This window comes from Nonomuraea sp. NPDC049269 (assembly GCF_043197155.1).
Classification (GTDB): domain Bacteria; phylum Actinomycetota; class Actinomycetes; order Streptosporangiales; family Streptosporangiaceae; genus Nonomuraea.
The window spans coordinates 562,853-578,503 of record NZ_JBICSO010000006.1 but is presented as its reverse complement, the minus strand read 5'-3'; the positions used below and the strand labels follow the sequence as shown (position 1 = coordinate 578,503).

Annotated in this window: 16 protein-coding genes; 9 read left to right on the top strand and 7 right to left on the bottom strand. The window is 69.7% G+C overall.

The annotated features are described in order from the left end of the window. Positions 1 to 37 precede the first annotated feature (37 nt). The 3 genes from ACGFNP_RS34565 to ACGFNP_RS34555 all read left to right on the top strand — a co-directional run bounded on the left by ACGFNP_RS34565 (position 38) and on the right by ACGFNP_RS34555 (position 3,106). On the top strand, positions 38 to 937 hold the full coding sequence (locus ACGFNP_RS34565; RefSeq protein WP_358331753.1) for an MIP/aquaporin family protein: 900 nt from the start codon (positions 38 to 40) through the stop codon (positions 935 to 937). A 56-nt stretch (positions 938 to 993) separates the two neighbouring features. Continuing rightward, the gene (fdhA, locus tag ACGFNP_RS34560; protein WP_358331750.1) at positions 994 to 2,217 is read left to right on the top strand and encodes a formaldehyde dehydrogenase, glutathione-independent; all 1,224 of its coding nucleotides are present in this window, start codon (positions 994 to 996) and stop codon (positions 2,215 to 2,217) included. A gap of 163 nt (positions 2,218 to 2,380) precedes the next feature. Next, complete coding sequence (locus ACGFNP_RS34555; RefSeq protein ID WP_393325793.1) at positions 2,381 to 3,106, top strand: trypsin-like serine protease; 726 nt, start codon at positions 2,381 to 2,383, stop codon at positions 3,104 to 3,106. Between the two features lie 25 nt (positions 3,107 to 3,131). Here ACGFNP_RS34555 and ACGFNP_RS34550 read toward each other — a convergent pair whose 3' ends face one another. Then, positions 3,132 to 4,421, bottom strand: a complete 1,290-nt coding sequence (locus tag ACGFNP_RS34550) for a PHB depolymerase family esterase (RefSeq protein ID WP_393325791.1) — start codon at positions 4,419 to 4,421, stop codon at positions 3,132 to 3,134. Between the two features lie 244 nt (positions 4,422 to 4,665). On the opposite strand from ACGFNP_RS34550, the gene ACGFNP_RS34545 reads away from it, so the two are divergent. The 4 genes from ACGFNP_RS34545 to ACGFNP_RS34530 all read left to right on the top strand — a co-directional run bounded on the left by ACGFNP_RS34545 (position 4,666) and on the right by ACGFNP_RS34530 (position 7,341). Continuing rightward, a complete protein-coding gene (locus ACGFNP_RS34545) occupies positions 4,666 to 5,370 on the top strand; it encodes a ThuA domain-containing protein (RefSeq protein WP_358331741.1) in 705 nt (234 codons plus the stop codon). Further along, a complete protein-coding gene (locus tag ACGFNP_RS34540; RefSeq protein ID WP_358331738.1) occupies positions 5,355 to 6,458 on the top strand; it encodes a Gfo/Idh/MocA family oxidoreductase in 1,104 nt (367 codons plus the stop codon). The genes ACGFNP_RS34545 and ACGFNP_RS34540 overlap by 16 nt, the downstream gene beginning before the upstream one ends. 118 nt (positions 6,459 to 6,576) lie before the next feature. Further along, positions 6,577 to 7,107: a phospholipase gene (locus ACGFNP_RS34535; protein ID WP_358331735.1), complete on the top strand. Its 531-nt coding sequence runs from the start codon at positions 6,577 to 6,579 to the stop codon at positions 7,105 to 7,107. 63 nt (positions 7,108 to 7,170) lie between these two features. Then, positions 7,171 to 7,341, top strand: a complete 171-nt coding sequence (locus ACGFNP_RS34530) for a hypothetical protein (protein WP_393325787.1) — start codon at positions 7,171 to 7,173, stop codon at positions 7,339 to 7,341. On the opposite strand, the gene ACGFNP_RS34525 is transcribed toward ACGFNP_RS34530, so the two are convergent. From ACGFNP_RS34525 to ACGFNP_RS34510, 4 genes are all read right to left on the bottom strand, one after another. Beyond that, positions 7,311 to 7,766 (bottom strand): acyl-CoA dehydrogenase family protein, encoded by a 456-nt coding sequence (locus ACGFNP_RS34525; RefSeq protein ID WP_393325785.1) that lies wholly within the window; start codon positions 7,764 to 7,766, stop codon positions 7,311 to 7,313. The genes ACGFNP_RS34530 and ACGFNP_RS34525 overlap by 31 nt on opposite strands. A 107-nt stretch (positions 7,767 to 7,873) precedes the next feature. After that, positions 7,874 to 9,082, bottom strand: coding sequence for an amidohydrolase (locus ACGFNP_RS34520; RefSeq protein ID WP_393325783.1), 1,209 nt, complete (start codon positions 9,080 to 9,082; stop codon positions 7,874 to 7,876). A 100-nt stretch (positions 9,083 to 9,182) separates the two neighbouring features. Then, positions 9,183 to 10,130, bottom strand: coding sequence for an ornithine cyclodeaminase family protein (locus tag ACGFNP_RS34515; RefSeq protein WP_393325781.1), 948 nt, complete (start codon positions 10,128 to 10,130; stop codon positions 9,183 to 9,185). Further along, a complete protein-coding gene (locus tag ACGFNP_RS34510) occupies positions 10,127 to 11,008 on the bottom strand; it encodes a PhzF family phenazine biosynthesis protein (protein ID WP_393325778.1) in 882 nt (293 codons plus the stop codon). Before ACGFNP_RS34510 ends, ACGFNP_RS34515 begins: the two co-directional genes overlap by 4 nt. A gap of 70 nt (positions 11,009 to 11,078) precedes the next feature. Between ACGFNP_RS34510 and ACGFNP_RS34505 the strand changes: the two genes are divergently transcribed. Then, the gene (locus ACGFNP_RS34505; protein ID WP_393325776.1) at positions 11,079 to 11,948 is read left to right on the top strand and encodes a LysR family transcriptional regulator; all 870 of its coding nucleotides are present in this window, start codon (positions 11,079 to 11,081) and stop codon (positions 11,946 to 11,948) included. On the opposite strand, the gene ACGFNP_RS34500 is transcribed toward ACGFNP_RS34505, so the two are convergent. Next, a complete protein-coding gene (locus tag ACGFNP_RS34500; protein WP_393325774.1) occupies positions 11,932 to 12,981 on the bottom strand; it encodes a hypothetical protein in 1,050 nt (349 codons plus the stop codon). The two genes, ACGFNP_RS34505 and ACGFNP_RS34500, sit on opposite strands and share 17 nt — an antisense overlap. Positions 12,982 to 13,100: 119 nt before the next feature. Here ACGFNP_RS34500 and ACGFNP_RS34495 point away from each other — a divergent pair, with 119 nt between their 5' ends. Beyond that, complete coding sequence (locus tag ACGFNP_RS34495; RefSeq protein ID WP_393325772.1) at positions 13,101 to 14,042, top strand: winged helix-turn-helix transcriptional regulator; 942 nt, start codon at positions 13,101 to 13,103, stop codon at positions 14,040 to 14,042. Here the strand turns inward: ACGFNP_RS34495 and ACGFNP_RS34490 are convergent. Continuing rightward, complete coding sequence (locus ACGFNP_RS34490; protein WP_393325770.1) at positions 14,020 to 15,582, bottom strand: class I adenylate-forming enzyme family protein; 1,563 nt, start codon at positions 15,580 to 15,582, stop codon at positions 14,020 to 14,022. The genes ACGFNP_RS34495 and ACGFNP_RS34490 overlap by 23 nt on opposite strands. Positions 15,583 to 15,651: the final 69 nt, after the last annotated feature.

Genomic DNA, 15,651 nt, shown 5'->3' with positions numbered 1-15,651 from the left:
GAATTTGGGGATAAACCATCGTCATCGGGGGGTTGCGATGGTTGGAGACCTGCCGCGACGTCTCGTCGCGGAAGCCATCGGAACGATGTTGCTGGTGCTCTTCGGTGCCGGCTCCGTAGTGGCCGCGCTGGTCATGGGGAACGGCCGGTTGGACTATGCCGCGCTCGGCATCATCTCGCTGTCGTTCGCCATCGTGGTCGCGCTCGTCATCTACGCGTTCGGCAGCACGTCAGGCGCGCACATCAACCCGGCGGTCACCATCGCCCTGGCCGCGGGACGCAGGTTCCCGTGGGCCGAGGTGCCGTTCTACATCGTCGCCCAGCTCGTCGGCGCGTTCGCCGGCGGCCTGCTGATCGTGGGCGGGTTCGGCCGGCGGGCCGTCACCCAGGGCGTCGGGTTGACCGCACTCGGCCCGGGCGTGAGCTACGGGCAGGGCATTCTGCTGGAGGCACTGGGGACGTTCCTGCTGCTGCTCACGATCATGGCGATGGCGGTCGACCGGCGGGCGCCGTCCGGCTGGGCCGGTTGGATGATCGGACTGGCCGTGGCGTGCGAGATCTTCGTGCTCGGTCCGCTGACGGGCGGCTCCGTCAACCCGGCCCGTACGTTCGGGCCGTACCTGACGACCACTCTGTTCGGCGGTAGCGCGCCATGGGCGCTGTACGGCGTTTACGTCGCCGGCCCGATCATCGGCGCGGTGCTGGCCGTCGTGGTGTACGACGTGGTCGCGCGCCCGCTCCGGGAGCTGCCGGAGACGGCCGAACAGGGCACGGCCGGAGAGATCGTCGGCGCGCGGGAGCCGCGGAGCGAGATGGCCGAGGCCGCGCAGGGTGTCGCGGGTGACATCCCGGCGGCCCGGCAGCCGCACGACGAAGAGATCCGTGACCGGGTGGGGCACGGAGGCCGCCGCCGCTGGCACCTCGGACATAGGAGGTGATGCGTGACCAAGTGAGCGAACGAACATCCGTCATTTCGTACAAGGGAGGGATCGTCATGCCCGGCAACAGGGGCGTGTCGTACGACGGTCCAGGCAAGGTCGAGGTACGCGAGACCGACTATCCCGAATTCGAGCTCATGGACGGCCCGGGTGTCAACCCGGCCAACGTAGGGCGCAAACTACCGCACGCCGCCATCCTCAAAACGGTGGCGACGAACATCTGCGGCAGTGACCAGCACATGGTCCGCGGCCGCACCACGGCTCCGCAGGGCCTCATCCTCGGCCACGAGATCACCGGCGAAGTAGTCGACACCGGTCCCGACGTGGAGTTCATCAAGATCGGTGACCTCGTGTCGGTGCCGTTCAACATCGCCTGCGGCCGTTGCCGCAACTGTAAGGAGGGTAAGACCGGCGTCTGCGAGAACGTCAACCCCGACCGGCCCGGCTCGGCGTACGGCTACGTCGACATGGGCGGCTGGGTAGGCGGGCAGGCGGACTACGTCCTGGTGCCGTACGCCGACTGGAACCTGCTCAAGTTCCCGGACAAGGACCGGGCCATGGAGAAGATCCTCGACCTGGCCATGCTCGCGGACATCTTCCCGACGGGGTTCCACGGCTGCGTGAGCGCGGGGGTGAAGCCGGGATCGACCGTCTACATCGCCGGCGCCGGCCCGGTCGGGCTCGCCGCCGCGACCTCGGCGTTCCTGCTCGGTGCCGCCGTGGTCATCGTCGCCGACCTGAACAAGGAGCGGCTGGACCAGGCGCACACCTTCGGCTGCGAGACCATCAACGTGGCCCTGGGCGAGCCGAAGGACCAGATCGAGCACATTCTCGGCGAGCCGGTGGTGGACTGCGCCGTCGACGCCGTCGGGTTCGAGGCGCGCGGTCACGGACACGAATCGGAGGAGGAGCACCCCGCGACCGTGCTCAACACACTGATGGACGTCACCCGGGCGGGTGGCGCGCTCGGCATCCCAGGCTTGTACGTTACCGGCGACCCCGGTGCGCGCGAGGAGTCGGCCAAGCACGGTTCGCTGTCCATCCGGATCGGCCTCGGCTGGGCGAAGTCGCACTCCTTCGTCACCGGCCAGTGCCCGGTCATGAGGTACAACCGTCAGCTCATGATGGCCATCCTGAACGACCGGGTGCAGATCGCGAAGAACGTCAACGCCACGGCGATCCCGCTGGACGACGCGCCGCGGGGCTACCACGAGTTCGACGAGGGGGCCGCGCGCAAGTATGTGCTCGACCCGCACGGCATGCTCGCCAGGTCGTCCTAGCGACAGGGTTTCCACTGCGAGCGGTGTGCAGCGCCGCTCGCAGCGCGTCGTGTGTGACAGTCCGTAGGTAAATCTTCTCCCACATTCTTTGGCGCGGAGGCCGGACACAACTTACAGTTCCCGCATGCGTTTTGTCCCCTTTGTCCTAATTCCTCTGGCATTCATGGTGGGTATCGCCGCTCCCGCGTCGGCCATCACCCACGGCTCCGCCGACGGGAACGTCCATCCGGAGGTGGGCGCCCTCATCGCCGGCAAGCCGCACTCCGACGGCACGTGGAGCTACTGCACCGGAACGCTCATCTCGCCCACCGTCTTCCTCACCGCGGCCCACTGCGGAGAGCGCGGCCAGAAGACCGCCCGGGTCTCCTTCGACAGCCAGTACCAGCGTGGGGACAAGACGTACACCGGTCGCTATGTGCAGGACGCGCGCTTCAAGGACAGCTCTGAGCTTCATGACATGGCCGTCGTCATCTTCAAGACGGCCATCCCAGGCATCAAGCCGGCTTCCTTGCCGGCGGCGGGGCTGCTCAGCCGTCTCAAGGCCGAGAACAAGCTGAAGACGGCGCAGTTCACCCCCGTCGGGTACGGCGCGGTGGGTCGGAAAGCGCGCCATTTCGCCTACTCCGATGTCCGCCAGCAGACCTCCATCTCCTTCGAAGCTCTGTCCCGCAAGTGGCTCGACCTGTCGGTGAACCGCACCAAGGGCGACGGAAGCACCTGCTTCGGCGACTCGGGTGGCCCGAACTTCCTGGGCGGTCCCACCTCGCACCTCCTCATCGCCACCACCGTCAGCGGAGCCGACGACTTCTGCAAGGCGACCAACTTCGACTACCGTCTGGACACCGTCACGGCCCGGCAGTTCCTCGGCAAGTTCGTCACGCTTCCCTGAGGTTTGTCGTCGGCTCCGCACCACGTCAGGCGATGCCGCAGGTTGTGCCGTTGAGGGCGAACGAGGTGGGTTTGCCGGTGTTGCCGCTGTGGGTGGCCTGGAAGCCGAAGTTGGTGGATGCCCCGGCCGCGATGGTGCCGTTGTAGCTGACGTTCCTGGCGGTGACCTGGCCACTGGAGGGGGCGATGGTGGCGCTCCAGGCGGAGGTGGCCGTCTGCCCGCCGGGGAGGGTGAAGGCCAGGGCCCAGGTGTTGATCGGGGACGCGCTGGTGTTGGTGATGGTGACGGACGCGGTGAATCCGGTGTTCCAGGTGTTCATGGTGTAGGTGACGCGGCAGGCCCCGCCCGGCGTCGGGGTGGGCGTCGGAGTCGGGGTCGGGGTGCCGGGGGATCCGCCGTCCAGACCGAAGAACTGGATGACCGACGCGGCCATGCCGCCCTGCGGAAGGCTGTGCCCGACGCCCTGGAGGCTGACGCCCTCGACGGCGACGTTGGTGCCGGTGCCGCCGTAACGGGTCCGGGTCCAGGTCGACTGCGGGTGGTCGGTGAAGGCGGGGGTCTGGCTGAGCCCGTGGACGTTGGTCCACTGCTTGATCTCTTCTTGGAAGTTCGGGTAGCGGAGCGTGGCGTCTTCGGTGCCGTGCCACAGTTGCATGCGCGGCCGCGCCCCGGTGTAGCCGGGGAAGGCTCCGCGTACCAGGTCACCCCACTCCTGCGGGGTCTTGATGATGGTGCCGTTGGCGCAGGCGCTGTTCCAGCCGGAGCCGTCGGTGGTGGCGAAGCAGCCGAACGGCACTCCCATGAACGCCGCCCCGGCCTTGAAGATGTCGGGGTAGTCGCCCAGCAGCACGTTCGTCATCATGCCGCCCGAGGACGCGCCGGTCACGTAGACCTGGGCGGGATCGCCGTTGTTGTGCTGCTCGACGTACTTGACCATGGACACGATCCCCACCGGGTCGCTGCCGCCGTCGTGCTTGAGCGCCTGCGGCGAGGAGACGTCGAAGCAGTTTCCGCTCCTGGTGGCGGAGGGGTAGATGACGATGAATCCGTACCTGTCGGCCAGCGAGGCGAACTCGGTGCCGGAGTAGAAGGCGGGCCCGGAGCCGGTGCAGTAGTGCACGGCCACCAGGATCGGCGGCCGGGCCGCGACGTTGTTCGGTACGTACAGGTGCATGCGCAGGCCGCTGGGGTTGGTGCCGAAGTTGGTCACCTCGGTGAGTGAGGCCGGCGACGCCGGCGAGGCCATGGTCAGCCAGGCGACGACGAATATCGCGGCGGCGATCGCGGCGCCGAGCACTCTGGTGGTTATCCTCATCCGCTTCCCGTTCTCTCGATGCGGCCCGAAATATTCGGAGTATTCGCAAAAATATTTCGAGAGACAAGAGTCCACGTGGACCGTAGAATCTGGCGAGCAAGTGACCTGGGAAGGCTCAGCTAGCGAGGGCAAGAAGCTTGAAACTTTCGGACCGATGGCCGGGTGTCCGTGACCTCCCTTTAGGCCGTTTTGGGATGGAATGCGATGATCAGAGTCGTCCATTGCCGAGCGGATGGGTGGAAGCATGACGGACGATCACGGCCGGAAGGCTCTGGTGGTGCGAGGCGGCTGGGAAGGGCACGCTCCGGTCGCGGCTACCGAGCTGTTCATCCCCTTCCTCGAAAAGCAGGGGTTCGAGGTGCACCGGGCGGAGTCGCCCGCGCCGTACGCGGATCCCGGGTTCATGGCCGATGTCGATCTCATCGTGCAGTGCTACACGATGGGCACGATCGAGCCCGCGGAGTTCAACGGCCTGCGGGCCGCGATCGAGTCGGGCACCGGGATGGCGGGCTGGCACGGTGGCATCGCCGACTCCTTCCGCAACTCCTCCGACTATCTGCATCTCATCGGCGGGCAGTTCGCCTGCCATCCGGGCAAGGATCCGGCCGAGCGGGAAGGCTCGCAGGCCGACAACTACGTGCCGTACACCGTGAACCTGCCGCCCGAGGCGGGGGATCACCCCATCACGGCGGGTATCACGGACTTCGGCCTGGTGACCGAGCAGTACTGGGTGCTGACGGACGACTACATCGACGTGCTGGCGACCACGACGCAGAAGGTCCGCCCATGGGACCCCTGGCATCGGGAGGTCACCTCGCCGGCCATCTGGACCCGGCGGTGGGGGAGCGGGCGGATCTTCGTCGCGACCCCGGGGCACAGCCTTGACGTCCTGCAGGACGAGAACGTGCGCACCATCATCGAAAGGGGCATGCTGTGGGCCAGCCGGTGAACGTGGGCATCGTGGGGTGCGGTGCCATCTCGGCGCAGTATCTCCAGACCATCGACCGATTGCCGCAGTTGCGGCTCGTCGCCGTGGCCGATCTGGACCTTGACCGGGCGAGGGAGGCGGTGCGGCCCTATGCGGGGGTCGACGTGCTGAGCGTGGCGGAGCTGATGGCGGACCCGCGCGTCGGCGTCGTGCTCAACCTCACCATTCCCGCCGCCCACGCCGAGATCGCGCTCCAGGCCATCGCGGCCGGCAAGGACGTCTATTGCGAGAAGCCCCTTGCCGCGACCGGCGAGGACGCCGCGCGGATGCTGCGGGCGGCCGAAGTCGCCCAGGTCCGCGTGGGTTGCGCGCCCGACACCGTTCTGGGCACCGGTACGCAGACGGCGCGCAAGGCGATCGACGACGGCCTGATCGGCAGACCCGTCGCGGCGACCGCGACGATGATGACACCCGGCCATGAGCGCTGGCATCCGAACCCCGACTTCTACTACGCCCCCGGCGGCGGCCCGCTCCTGGACATGGGCCCCTACTACATCACCAGCCTGGTGACGCTGCTCGGGCCGGTGGCGTCGGTCATCGGCGCGGCCAGCCGCACGCGGGCCAAGCGCACCATCGGCTCGGGCCCCCGCCAGGGCGAGGAGATCCCGGTGACGGTGGACACGCACGTCACCGGAGTGCTCGTGCACACCTCGGGAGCGCTGTCCACGCTGGTGATGAGCTTCGACGGGACGGCGACCAAGGCGCCCAACATCGAAGTACACGGAGAGGCGGGCTCGCTCGTCGTCCCCGACCCCAACTACTTCGATGGGTCCGTCCTGTTCTCGGAGGCGCGGGACGGTTGGCAGACTCTTCCGGCGGCGGCCGGCTACGTCGGGGCCGGGCGCGGAGTGGGCCTGGCCGACTTCGCGGCTACCCCCGCGGGCGAGGAACCTCGTACGAGTGGATCACTGGCGTACCACGTGCTCGACGTCATGGAGTCGCTGCTGACCTCGGCGCACTCCGGCGCGGCGGTGAACATCACCAGCACCTGTGAACGGCCCCCGCCGGTGGACCTGATCGAGCCTTTGCAGAATGTCGACTCGATGTAAAGGTCCGTTGTCGGCGAACTTTTCCGAGTAAATTAAGCAGGATCTGCTTCTGCGTCAGGCGGCATTTCGCTTCATCGTTGGACCGTCAGGTGCACCTTGGCAAGAGAAGCAGGTCCTCATGGTCAGACGATCCCTCGTGCCGTTAGCCTCCGTCGCCCTCTCCCTGATCGCCGTCCTCGGATTCGCACTACCAGCCTACGCGGTGACTCTGGAGCAGAAACTCGCCGCACTCTCCGGATTCTCCCAGCCCACCGCCGCAAGCGCCGCCTCCTGGCGGGCCGCCTGGCAGAACCAGGCGGCGTGGGCGGACTACGCCTTCGACTGGTCCACCGACCTGTGCTCCAGCAGCCCGGACCAGCCACTCGGCTTCGATTTCCGGATGCCCTGCAGGCGACACGATTTCGGTTATCGAAACTACAAGGCCGTGAGCCAATTCCCGGCGAACAAGGATCGCATCGACAGCGCATTCTATTTCGATATGAAGCAGGTGTGCGCCGGATACTCGGGACTGTCCAAGTCCACCTGTGACGGCCTCGCCTGGACGTACTACCAGGCGGTCAAGCAGTTCGGTGACCTCGTCGTCACGGACGCGCAGATCCAGCGGGTCAAGCGGGACGCCGAGCTGAACGCCCAGAACGCCGACGCGTGAACTGAACGACCAAGGCGGGGATGCCGTTGCCGCATCCCCGCCTTGGTCGTTTTATGGTGAAATATGCCGAATGGAGCGAGCGCGGCAGTTGGCCTGACGACCAGTTACGAGGTGCGCGGCGGTGTGCTCCTGCGGCAACTGCACTGGTACGGCCTGCACCTGCTGGCGGCGCTGGCCATGGGCGTCGTGCTGGTGGTCTCGCGTTATTCGAGAGCGAAGAGCAGCCACGACTGATCCGGGGCCAGGCCGGCCAGTTCACGGCCGCACTCCCGCAGCACCTGCGGGCCCGAGGTGATGTGCGCGGTGCCGGCGTGGACGTCCCTGAACAGCCGCTGGATCAGCCCATCCCGCAGCGCCGAGGTGCCGCCCGAGGCGTAGACGAACCGGGCCACCTCGGAGACCGTCGACGTGACGTGGTTCAGGGCGAGCCGCACCATCGTCTCCTGACGTACGTCGAGTCGCCGGCCCGAGTCCAGAGTGCGTTCCGTGTCGTCCCATGTCTCGTGCACCAGGGCCTTCGCCGCGCGGAACGCCGCCTCGGCGCGGGCGAAGTCGGCGTGGAAGGCGTCACTGCCGGCGAACTGGCCGGGCCGCCCGGACCGCGCCCCGGCGTAGCGGATCAGCTCGTCGAGCAGCCGGCGGCCGACCCCATCGCTCATTTCCAGGTGCTCCTGTTCGTGATCGTCGGCGCTCTTACTCCGTCAGATCACGTAAGTGGCACGTTGTCGAGAATTCCGCCCGAGTTAGTCCATGGCAGGTGGGACGATCACCTGCCGGCGGTGGAGGAGGCCAGGCGCCGGTATGACTCCTGAACGGTCGACGGATCGGTCCTGATCCCGCTCGCCGTACCCGGGTCGTAGCGGTAGACCTCGCGCCCGCTGATCAGCACCCGCAGTGCGCGGCTCATCACGTCGAGTGGGTCGCCCGACCACAGCACCACGTCGCCGTCGAGACCAGGGCGCAACGCGCCCACCCGGTCGTCCAGTCCCATGATCATGGCGGGGGTGGTGGTGATGGCGCGTAGTGCGGTGTCGCGGTCGAGCCCCTCCTTGACGGCGAAGGTCGCCTGGTGGACGAGGAAGTGGATCGGGACGACGGAGTGGTCGGTGGTGATCGCCACCCGCACGCCGGCGGCGGCCAGCACGCCCGGGTTGCGCAGGGTGCGCTGCCGCAGCTCGACCTTGCTCCTGGTACCGATCAGCGGCCCGCTGACCACGGGGATGTCCCGCTCGGCGAGCAGGTCCGCCATGAGGTGGGCTTCGGTGCCGTGGTTGACGACCAGGCGGTAGCCGAACTCGTCGGCCAGCCGTACGGCGGTGGCGATGTCGTCGGCCCGGTGGACGTGCTGCAGCCAGGGCAACTCGCGATCGAGCACCCTGACCAGCACCTCCAGCCCCGGGTCGAAGGGATCGCGCCTGACCAGGTACTCACGCGCCCGCAGGAAGGCGTCGCGGATCGCCGCCGCGGTGCCCATCCTGGTCGAGCCCTCGTACGAACGTTTGGGGTTCTCACCGAGCGCGCTCTTCACCCCGACCGGGTCGCGCAGGACCATGTCGTCGGCGGTGCGACCCCAGGTCTTCACGGCCACGGCCTGGCCGCCGATGGGGTTGGCGGAGCCGGGCAGGATCACGGCCGTGGTGACGCCTCCCGACATGGCGTCGAGGAAGCCGAGGTCAGCGGGGTTGACGCCGTCGAGGGCGCGCAGGCGGGCACCGTTGCGCTCGCCCTTCTCGTTGAGGTCCTCGCCGAGGTCACCCTCTCCTTCCTCGCCGATGCCCATGTGCGCGTGCGCCTCGACGAAGCCGGGCAGCACCCACTGCCCGCGCGCCTCGAGCACGGGCGTCCCTGCCGGCACGGGAATGTCGGCGGCAGGGCCGACGGCGGTGATGCGGCCGTCGGCGATGAGCACGGTGCCCCCGTCGATGGGGGCACCGTCAATGGGGACGACGTGTCCACCGGTGATGGCGACGTTCACTGTTCTCCGCTCCGGTGTGTGACGTGGTGGTGTTCGACGACGAAGGAGGGGACGAGCTCGACGTGGCGGGCGGGGACGCGGCCGATCCAGGTGCGGGCGATCACGGGGTTGTCTCCCGTTCGAGCAGGCGGAGCGCGGTCTCGGCGGCGGCGAGGTCCTGGATGCCCAGGCCGACGAGCTTGGCGACGGTGATCTGCGAGGTGGACGTCCTGCCGGGGTGGCGGCCGAGCAGCAGGTCGCCGAGTTCGACGTCCGGCGCCCTGCCCGAGGCCCGCAGGTCTCCCGCGTGCAGCGGGGTGCTCTCCCGGCTGTCGACGGCCAGCACGTCGGCGCGGTGGAAGCAGGCCGGGTCGAGTTCGGCCTTGGTGTCGTCGTCCGCGCCGACGGCGGTGACGTGCTGACCTGGCCGCAGCCAGGCGCCCTCCAGGATGGGCCGGCGGCTGCCGGTCGCGGTGACGATCACGTCGGCCCGCCGTACGGCGTCGCTGGGATGGTCGGCCACCGACACCGTGAGCGGCGGACCGGCCGCCAGTAGCGCCGCGCGCAGGGCCCGCGCCGCGTCGGGCCGCCGGCCCCAGACGACCACGTGCTCGATCGGGCGTACGGCTCGCGCGGCCAGGACCTGCAGTCGCGCCTGGGCCCCTGTGCCGAGGACCGCCACGGTGGCGGCGTCCGGCCGGGCCAGCAGCCGGGTCGCCACCGCTCCCGCCGCGGCGGTGCGGACGTCGGTGAGGTGGTGCTCGTCCATGAGCAGGGCGCGCAGGTCTCCGGTGGTCGCGTCGTGGACGGCGACGAACCCGCTGGACGGCGAAAGACCGCCGGCCGCGCGGGCGGCGAACCAGGCCGCGACCTTGACGGTGAACACGGACCGGCCTGGCATCCACGCCGACTTGACGTGCACGTCGCCCTGGTCGCCGGCCGGCGCGAACACCGTGATCGGTGCCTCGCCCAGCCCTTCGCTGAAGTCGGCGAAGGCCCGCGCCACGGGTTCGACGAGTTCGTCCAGGCCGATGGCGGCCCTGATGGCGTCCGCGCCGTACACCTTCACGGCAGGACCCGCAACGAGCCGGTGCCGACGGCGGCCACGCCGCCGCCGACGGTGACGCGGCGCACGTCGTCGGCCGTCCCGTGGGCGGTGATGGCGATCCTGCTGGGCCGTCCGGTGAAGCGTCCCTGTGCCAGCGACAGCTCCTGGCCGTCGCGGGCCCTCCCGTGCCGCAGGAGGTAGGCCGCCACGCACCCGGCGGCACTGCCGGTGGCGACGTCCTCCAGGACGCCGTCGTTGTTCCAGTGCCTGCCCTCGACCGCCACCGCGTCGAGGACATAGGCGAACTGGGCGCCCAGGCGTTCCAGGAATCCGCCGAAGTCCGGGTGGCGGATGCGGGCCCTGGCCAGCGCGTCACCGTCGCGCACCGCGACGACGAGATAGCGCAGGCCCGTGGAGACGATCTCCAGCGGCAGCTCGTCGTCGAGATCGTCCTCGGCCAGGCCGAGTGCCTCGGCGGCGGCCGCTCGCTCCAGCGGGGCCTTCTCCGCCGCGAACACGGGCCGCCCCTGGTCCAGCAGCGCCGACACCTGGCCAGGCCGCTCGCCGGACGTGGTGACGCGCACGGTCCCGGCCTTCAGCTCGAACGTCCATGCCCGCTCCTCGCCCGGCTCGGTGCCCGCCAGCTCGTGGAGCACGGCCGCTGCCCCCAGCACCGGGTGTCCGGCGAAGTCGAGCTGCTCCAGCAGGTCGAACACGCGGGCCCGCACGACGCCGGGAGCGTCCTGCGTGCGCACGAAGATCGTCTCGAAGTGCCGGAGCTCCTGCGTCACCCGGAGCATCCGCTCCGCGTCGAGCGGCGGCGGATCGACGAAGACGGCGAGGCTGTTGCCCGTGTAGGGCCGGTCGGCGAAGACGTCGACGTGGTGGTATCCGGTCATGCGGTCAGCGTAAGGATCCGTCTCTTCATTGAGAATGCCGATAATTCCGTGGGAGGCATAATGGTTGCTTATGGAGAAGGATTTCCAGATCGCCGACCTGCGCTCCTTCACGACGACCGTGCGCGCGGGCAGCATCACCCGCGCGGCCACCGCGTTGAAGGTGAGCCAGCCCGCCGTGAGCCAGCGGATCCAGCGCCTGGAGCAGGCCGTCGGTGAACGGATCCTGATCCGGGACCCCCACGGGGCCAAGCTCACCCCCGCGGGTGAGACGCTGCTCGCCTACGCCGAGCGGATGCTGGCCCTGCATGACGAGGCGCGCACCTCGATCAACGGCCGCGGCGCGGCCCCGTCGGGACGGCGGGCGATCGGGCTGCTGGAGGACCTGGCGATCACCACGCTGCCCGCCGCGCTCGCCGACTTCGCCGCGCTGCATCCGCAGGTGGACCTGGAGGTGATCGTCGGCCCCGCCGCGGCGCTGCGCAGGCCGGCCGAGCGGGGGCGGCTGGACCTGGTGTTCGGCGACCCGTCGGTGATGCCGGACGCTTCGGTGCGGTGGCAGCGCCAGGTGCCGTTGACATGGGCGTGCGCTCCGGCCTTCGACCCGTTCACCGACCCGCTGCCCCTGGTGCTGTTCACTCAGCCCTGCCAGTGGCGGCAGCCTGTGCTCGACGCGCTGGGCCGCCACGGGCGCCGGTGGCGGATCGCGTTCCAGAGCACCAGCGTGCACGCCGTCCAGGCGGCGGTCTCGGCCGGGATCGGCGTGGGGGCGCTGTTGATCGGCAACGTCCCGCCCGGCGCCGTCCGGCCGTCCGAGCAGCAGGGGCTGCCGCCGGTGCCGATGGTCGACGTCGCGATCTCCCGTCGCGCGGACACCGACACGGACGAAGCGGTCAACAGCCTGGAACGCCTGCTCCGCCGAACGTTCACGGGAAGGCGGTGACCGGGGCAGCGTGGGCCCGGAAGCCGGCCTTTCGCCACACCTTGAACAGGCGCCTGGCGGAGCCACCCACCGGGCCGACCGCCTCGTAGAGCACTTGCCGAGAGACGGGCTCGGCCGTTTCCACGGCGGTCACCGCGTCGTCCGCGCTGCTGATCGTGTGCGTGCAGACGCTCAGCAGATAGTCGGGGATCTGCAGGCGCGGGTCCGTACAGCCGACCAGCGGGACGCCCACCGCGGCCACGACCGGGAAAACGGTCCCGGGAATGCCGATGGCGGCTTCGGCCCGTGCCGCCGCCTGGACCGACGGGACCGCGCTGATCTCGTACCGTTCCCACAGCGAGCGGTCCTCGCGCGGGTGCAGCCCGACCAGGATGTGCTTGCCGGCCGCCGCGAGGCGTTCCGCCGCGGCGAGCAGCAGGTCCGTGCCGGGGGCGGAACCGCCGGTGCCACTGGACTTGGTCACGCTGGTGAGCACCAGGACGGTGCCCTCTTCCGGGACGTGCCTGGGCAGGTCGTCGGTCTGCGGCGTACCCACCACCGTGATCGGGCGGCGCGTGCCCAGATAGTCGTCGAACACCTTCGCCTCGGCGGGCGACGAGGCGGTGATCGCCCGTAGCCGCTCGCGGAACTCCTTCGCGCGTGGCGCCTCGACGGGCAGCTGGTAGGCCAGCGAGCCGGCGACCAGCGGCAGGTGGCGCAGCCGCGCGGCGCAGTCGGCGGGCCAGTCCCCGGCGCCGGTCACCACGAGCAGGTCGCCGTGCGGGTTCTCGTCAGGTGTCGCGACCGGGACTGGATCACCCGGCTTTATCCCTGATCGGTCGGGCACCAGTTGCACGACCTCCCATCCCAGGCGCCGCGCTTCGGGCAGCAGCGGCGCCGCGTGATAGGTGCCCCACGGCTCGTTCGTGGCGATCAGTACCCGGCGGGGTGCCTGAGCCGCCGCCCGTGCGGCGGTACCGCCCAGCACAGTGAGCCCGACCCCGGACAGCGCGCCGGCGAGCAGGGACCGCCGGGACAGGTCATTGAATCCCATGGTCTCGGAATCTATGGGGCGGTTGTGAACGGAGGTGGTCGTTGAGGAGAACGAAGCGCCGGGCGTGCGCCGGGCCGAGGTAGCTTTTATCGTCGAAGGAGCAGGAAGGCGAGGAACGGGTGGCGGGAGCGGAGCGGCCCAGCGCGATCGGGCAGGCGCTGCTGGCGATCAGTGACCAGTGGACCTTGCTGATCCTGCAGCGGGCCTTCCTCCTGCACATCCGGCGCTTCGCCGACTGGCGGGACGAGCTGGGCATGTCCGAGTCGGTGCTGGCCAACCGGCTCAAGGAGCTGGTCGCGGGGGAGCTGCTGCGGCCGGTCCCCTACCGGGAGCAGGGCCGTACCCGCACCGAGTACCTCCTGACCGAGCGCGCGGTCGAGCTGTGGCCGATGCTGGTGGAGATCTGGTCCTGGGAGCGCAGGTGGGTGCCGCGCCGTCAGGGGCTGCCGGAATTGACGCACGACGTCTGCGGCAACCGTACCGACGTCGAGCTGGGCTGTGCGAGCTGCGGCCGGGCGCCGGTCGCCGCCCGTGACACCGAGACCGTGCGGGGCGCGGCCACCTTCGCCCAGGTGACCGTGCCGCGCCATCACCGCAGGACCGTCCGCGGCGCGGCCGAGCGCGACCCGCTGTCCTATTTCCCCGAGACGTTCGAGCTGCTGGGCGACCGCTGGAGCACGGTGATCCTCGCGGCCGCCTTCCTCGGCATACGGCGCTTCACCGACTTCCAGGCGGAGCTCGGCGTGGCTCCGTCGGTGCTGGCCAACCGGCTGCGTCTGTTCACGGAGCTGGGCGTGCTCGCCGTGGAAGAGCCCGGGACGCGGCCCCGGTACCGGCTGACCGACAAGGGCATGGACTTCTTCGGGGTCTTCGCGTTCATCGTCGACTGGGCGCAGACCTGGTACACCGGCCCGCCGGACACCGACCTGCGCGTCACCCATCGCGCGTGCGGGCAGCCGTTCCGCCCCTGTCTACGGTGCCGGTCGTGCGGGCAGGCGCTCAGCCGGACCGAGGTGCACTTCGTCATCCCCGAGCGGATCACAGCTTCAGCTCCCTCTTGAGCACTTTGCCGACGGGGTTCCGGGGCAGCGCCTCGACGATCTCCAGCCGCTCCGGGAGCTTGTACGAGGCGATGCCCTTGTCCCTGAGGAAGGCGACGACCGACTCCAGGTCGATCTCCCCGTTGGGGACCACGACCGCGCAGACCTTCTCGCCGAGCACGTCGTCGGGGTAGCCGGCGACCGCCGCCTCGGCGATCGACGGGTGCCCGGCGAGCAGGGCTTCCAGCTCGGCGGGAGCGATGTTCATGCCGCCGCGGATGATGATGTCCCTGGCGCGGTCGATGTAGCGCAGGTACTGGCCCTGGTCGCCGGCGATCTCGAACAGGTCGCCGGTCCTGAGGTAGCCGTCCTCGTCGAACGGGTCCGCCTCGGCCGTGCCGGGCAGGTAGCCCGCGAAGACCGTGGGGCCGATCAGCCGCAGCTCGCCGGGGATCCCCGGCTCGGTGATCTCCTTCCCGTCCGGAGTGACCAGCTTGGTGCGTACGCGGTCGAGTAACTCCGGTGCCCCCGGCGCTCCGGGACGGGGGAAGAAGCGGGCGCGTACCTCCGGGTCGGGCATGTGCGCGGGGTCCGACAGCAGGGCGATGCCTTCGTTGGAGCCGAAGAAGTTGATGATCGCGATGCCGTGCCGGTCCTGCCAGCCGCGCACCATCGGCGGCGGCAGCGGGACGGAGCCCGAGCCGATGCGGGTGAGCGAGGAGATGTCGGCCTCGGCCAGGATCGCCTCCTGGTGCAGCAGCAGGGTGAGCAGCGCGGGCGGGGCCAGGGTGTAGGTGACCCGCTCGGCCGCGATCTGGGCCAGGAAGGTGGGTAGGTCGAAGGGGTGATGCTGGACGAGCGTGGCGCCGACCCGCAGCCACGGCAGGAAGACGCCGCCGATCCCGGCCATGTTCACCATCGGGAACGGGTTGAGGATCACGTCCTGGTCGGTGAGCGCGGGTGCGGCCGTGCAGATCGCCTCGACCGCGAGCCAGTCGTAGTGGCACCTCGGCACGCCCTTGGGAGTGGCCTCGGTGCCGGAGGTCCAGCAGATCGTCACCCGCTCGGCGGGGTCGGCCGCACGCCGCGGCGCCTCGGCGCCGGTCACGCCCTCCAGGTCGCCCGGCCACGACAGCGTGGGCGTGCCCTCCGGCGCTCTGGACTCCCGGCCGGTGATGAGCAGCCCGGCGCCGGACAGGGGTAGTAGTTGGGCCAGCTCGTACTCGCGGTACTGCACGGGGAAGGGTGTGACGGTCGCGCCGAGCCGGACGATCGCCAGGAAGCTCACCGCCAGCTCGACGCTGTTGGGCAGTTGTACGGCCACCACGTCGCCGGGGCCGATCCCCCGCGCGTGCAGGACCCCGGCGACCCGGTCCACCTCCGCGCCGAGCTGCCCCCAGGTCAGCCGCTTCACCGGACCGTCGAGCTTGTTGAGGGGGTCCACGATCGCCGTGTCGCCGGGCCGGGCCGCCACCTGCGTCGTGAGGAGCCGGTCAATCGTGTCACCGGTCCACCAGCCCTTGGCGGTGTAGCGGGCGATCCGGTCGGCGGAATGCGTCATCGCGACTCCCGTGGGGGTGATGGCCCCAACAATACGCCGTCAATTGACTCCTGACTTCGCTTATCGTAG

Excerpts from the sequence above, each read along its gene's own strand:
- ACGFNP_RS34510 (WP_393325778.1), bottom strand. The coding sequence starts at position 11,008 with ATGACCGGATACCACCACGTCGACGTCTTCGCCGACCGGCCCTACACG.
- ACGFNP_RS34505 (WP_393325776.1), top strand. The coding sequence starts at position 11,079 with ATGGAGAAGGATTTCCAGATCGCCGACCTGCGCTCCTTCACGACGACC.
- ACGFNP_RS34500 (WP_393325774.1), bottom strand. The coding sequence starts at position 12,981 with ATGGGATTCAATGACCTGTCCCGGCGGTCCCTGCTCGCCGGCGCGCTG.
- ACGFNP_RS34530 (WP_393325787.1), top strand. The coding sequence starts at position 7,171 with ATGCCGAATGGAGCGAGCGCGGCAGTTGGCCTGACGACCAGTTACGAG.
- ACGFNP_RS34550 (WP_393325791.1), bottom strand. The coding sequence starts at position 4,421 with ATGAGGATAACCACCAGAGTGCTCGGCGCCGCGATCGCCGCCGCGATA.
- ACGFNP_RS34565 (WP_358331753.1), top strand. The coding sequence starts at position 38 with ATGGTTGGAGACCTGCCGCGACGTCTCGTCGCGGAAGCCATCGGAACG.
- ACGFNP_RS34545 (WP_358331741.1), top strand. The coding sequence starts at position 4,666 with ATGACGGACGATCACGGCCGGAAGGCTCTGGTGGTGCGAGGCGGCTGG.
- fdhA (WP_358331750.1), top strand. The coding sequence starts at position 994 with ATGCCCGGCAACAGGGGCGTGTCGTACGACGGTCCAGGCAAGGTCGAG.
- ACGFNP_RS34490 (WP_393325770.1), bottom strand. The coding sequence starts at position 15,582 with ATGACGCATTCCGCCGACCGGATCGCCCGCTACACCGCCAAGGGCTGG.
- ACGFNP_RS34525 (WP_393325785.1), bottom strand. The coding sequence starts at position 7,766 with ATGAGCGATGGGGTCGGCCGCCGGCTGCTCGACGAGCTGATCCGCTAC.
- ACGFNP_RS34555 (WP_393325793.1), top strand. The coding sequence starts at position 2,381 with ATGGTGGGTATCGCCGCTCCCGCGTCGGCCATCACCCACGGCTCCGCC.
- ACGFNP_RS34535 (WP_358331735.1), top strand. The coding sequence starts at position 6,577 with ATGGTCAGACGATCCCTCGTGCCGTTAGCCTCCGTCGCCCTCTCCCTG.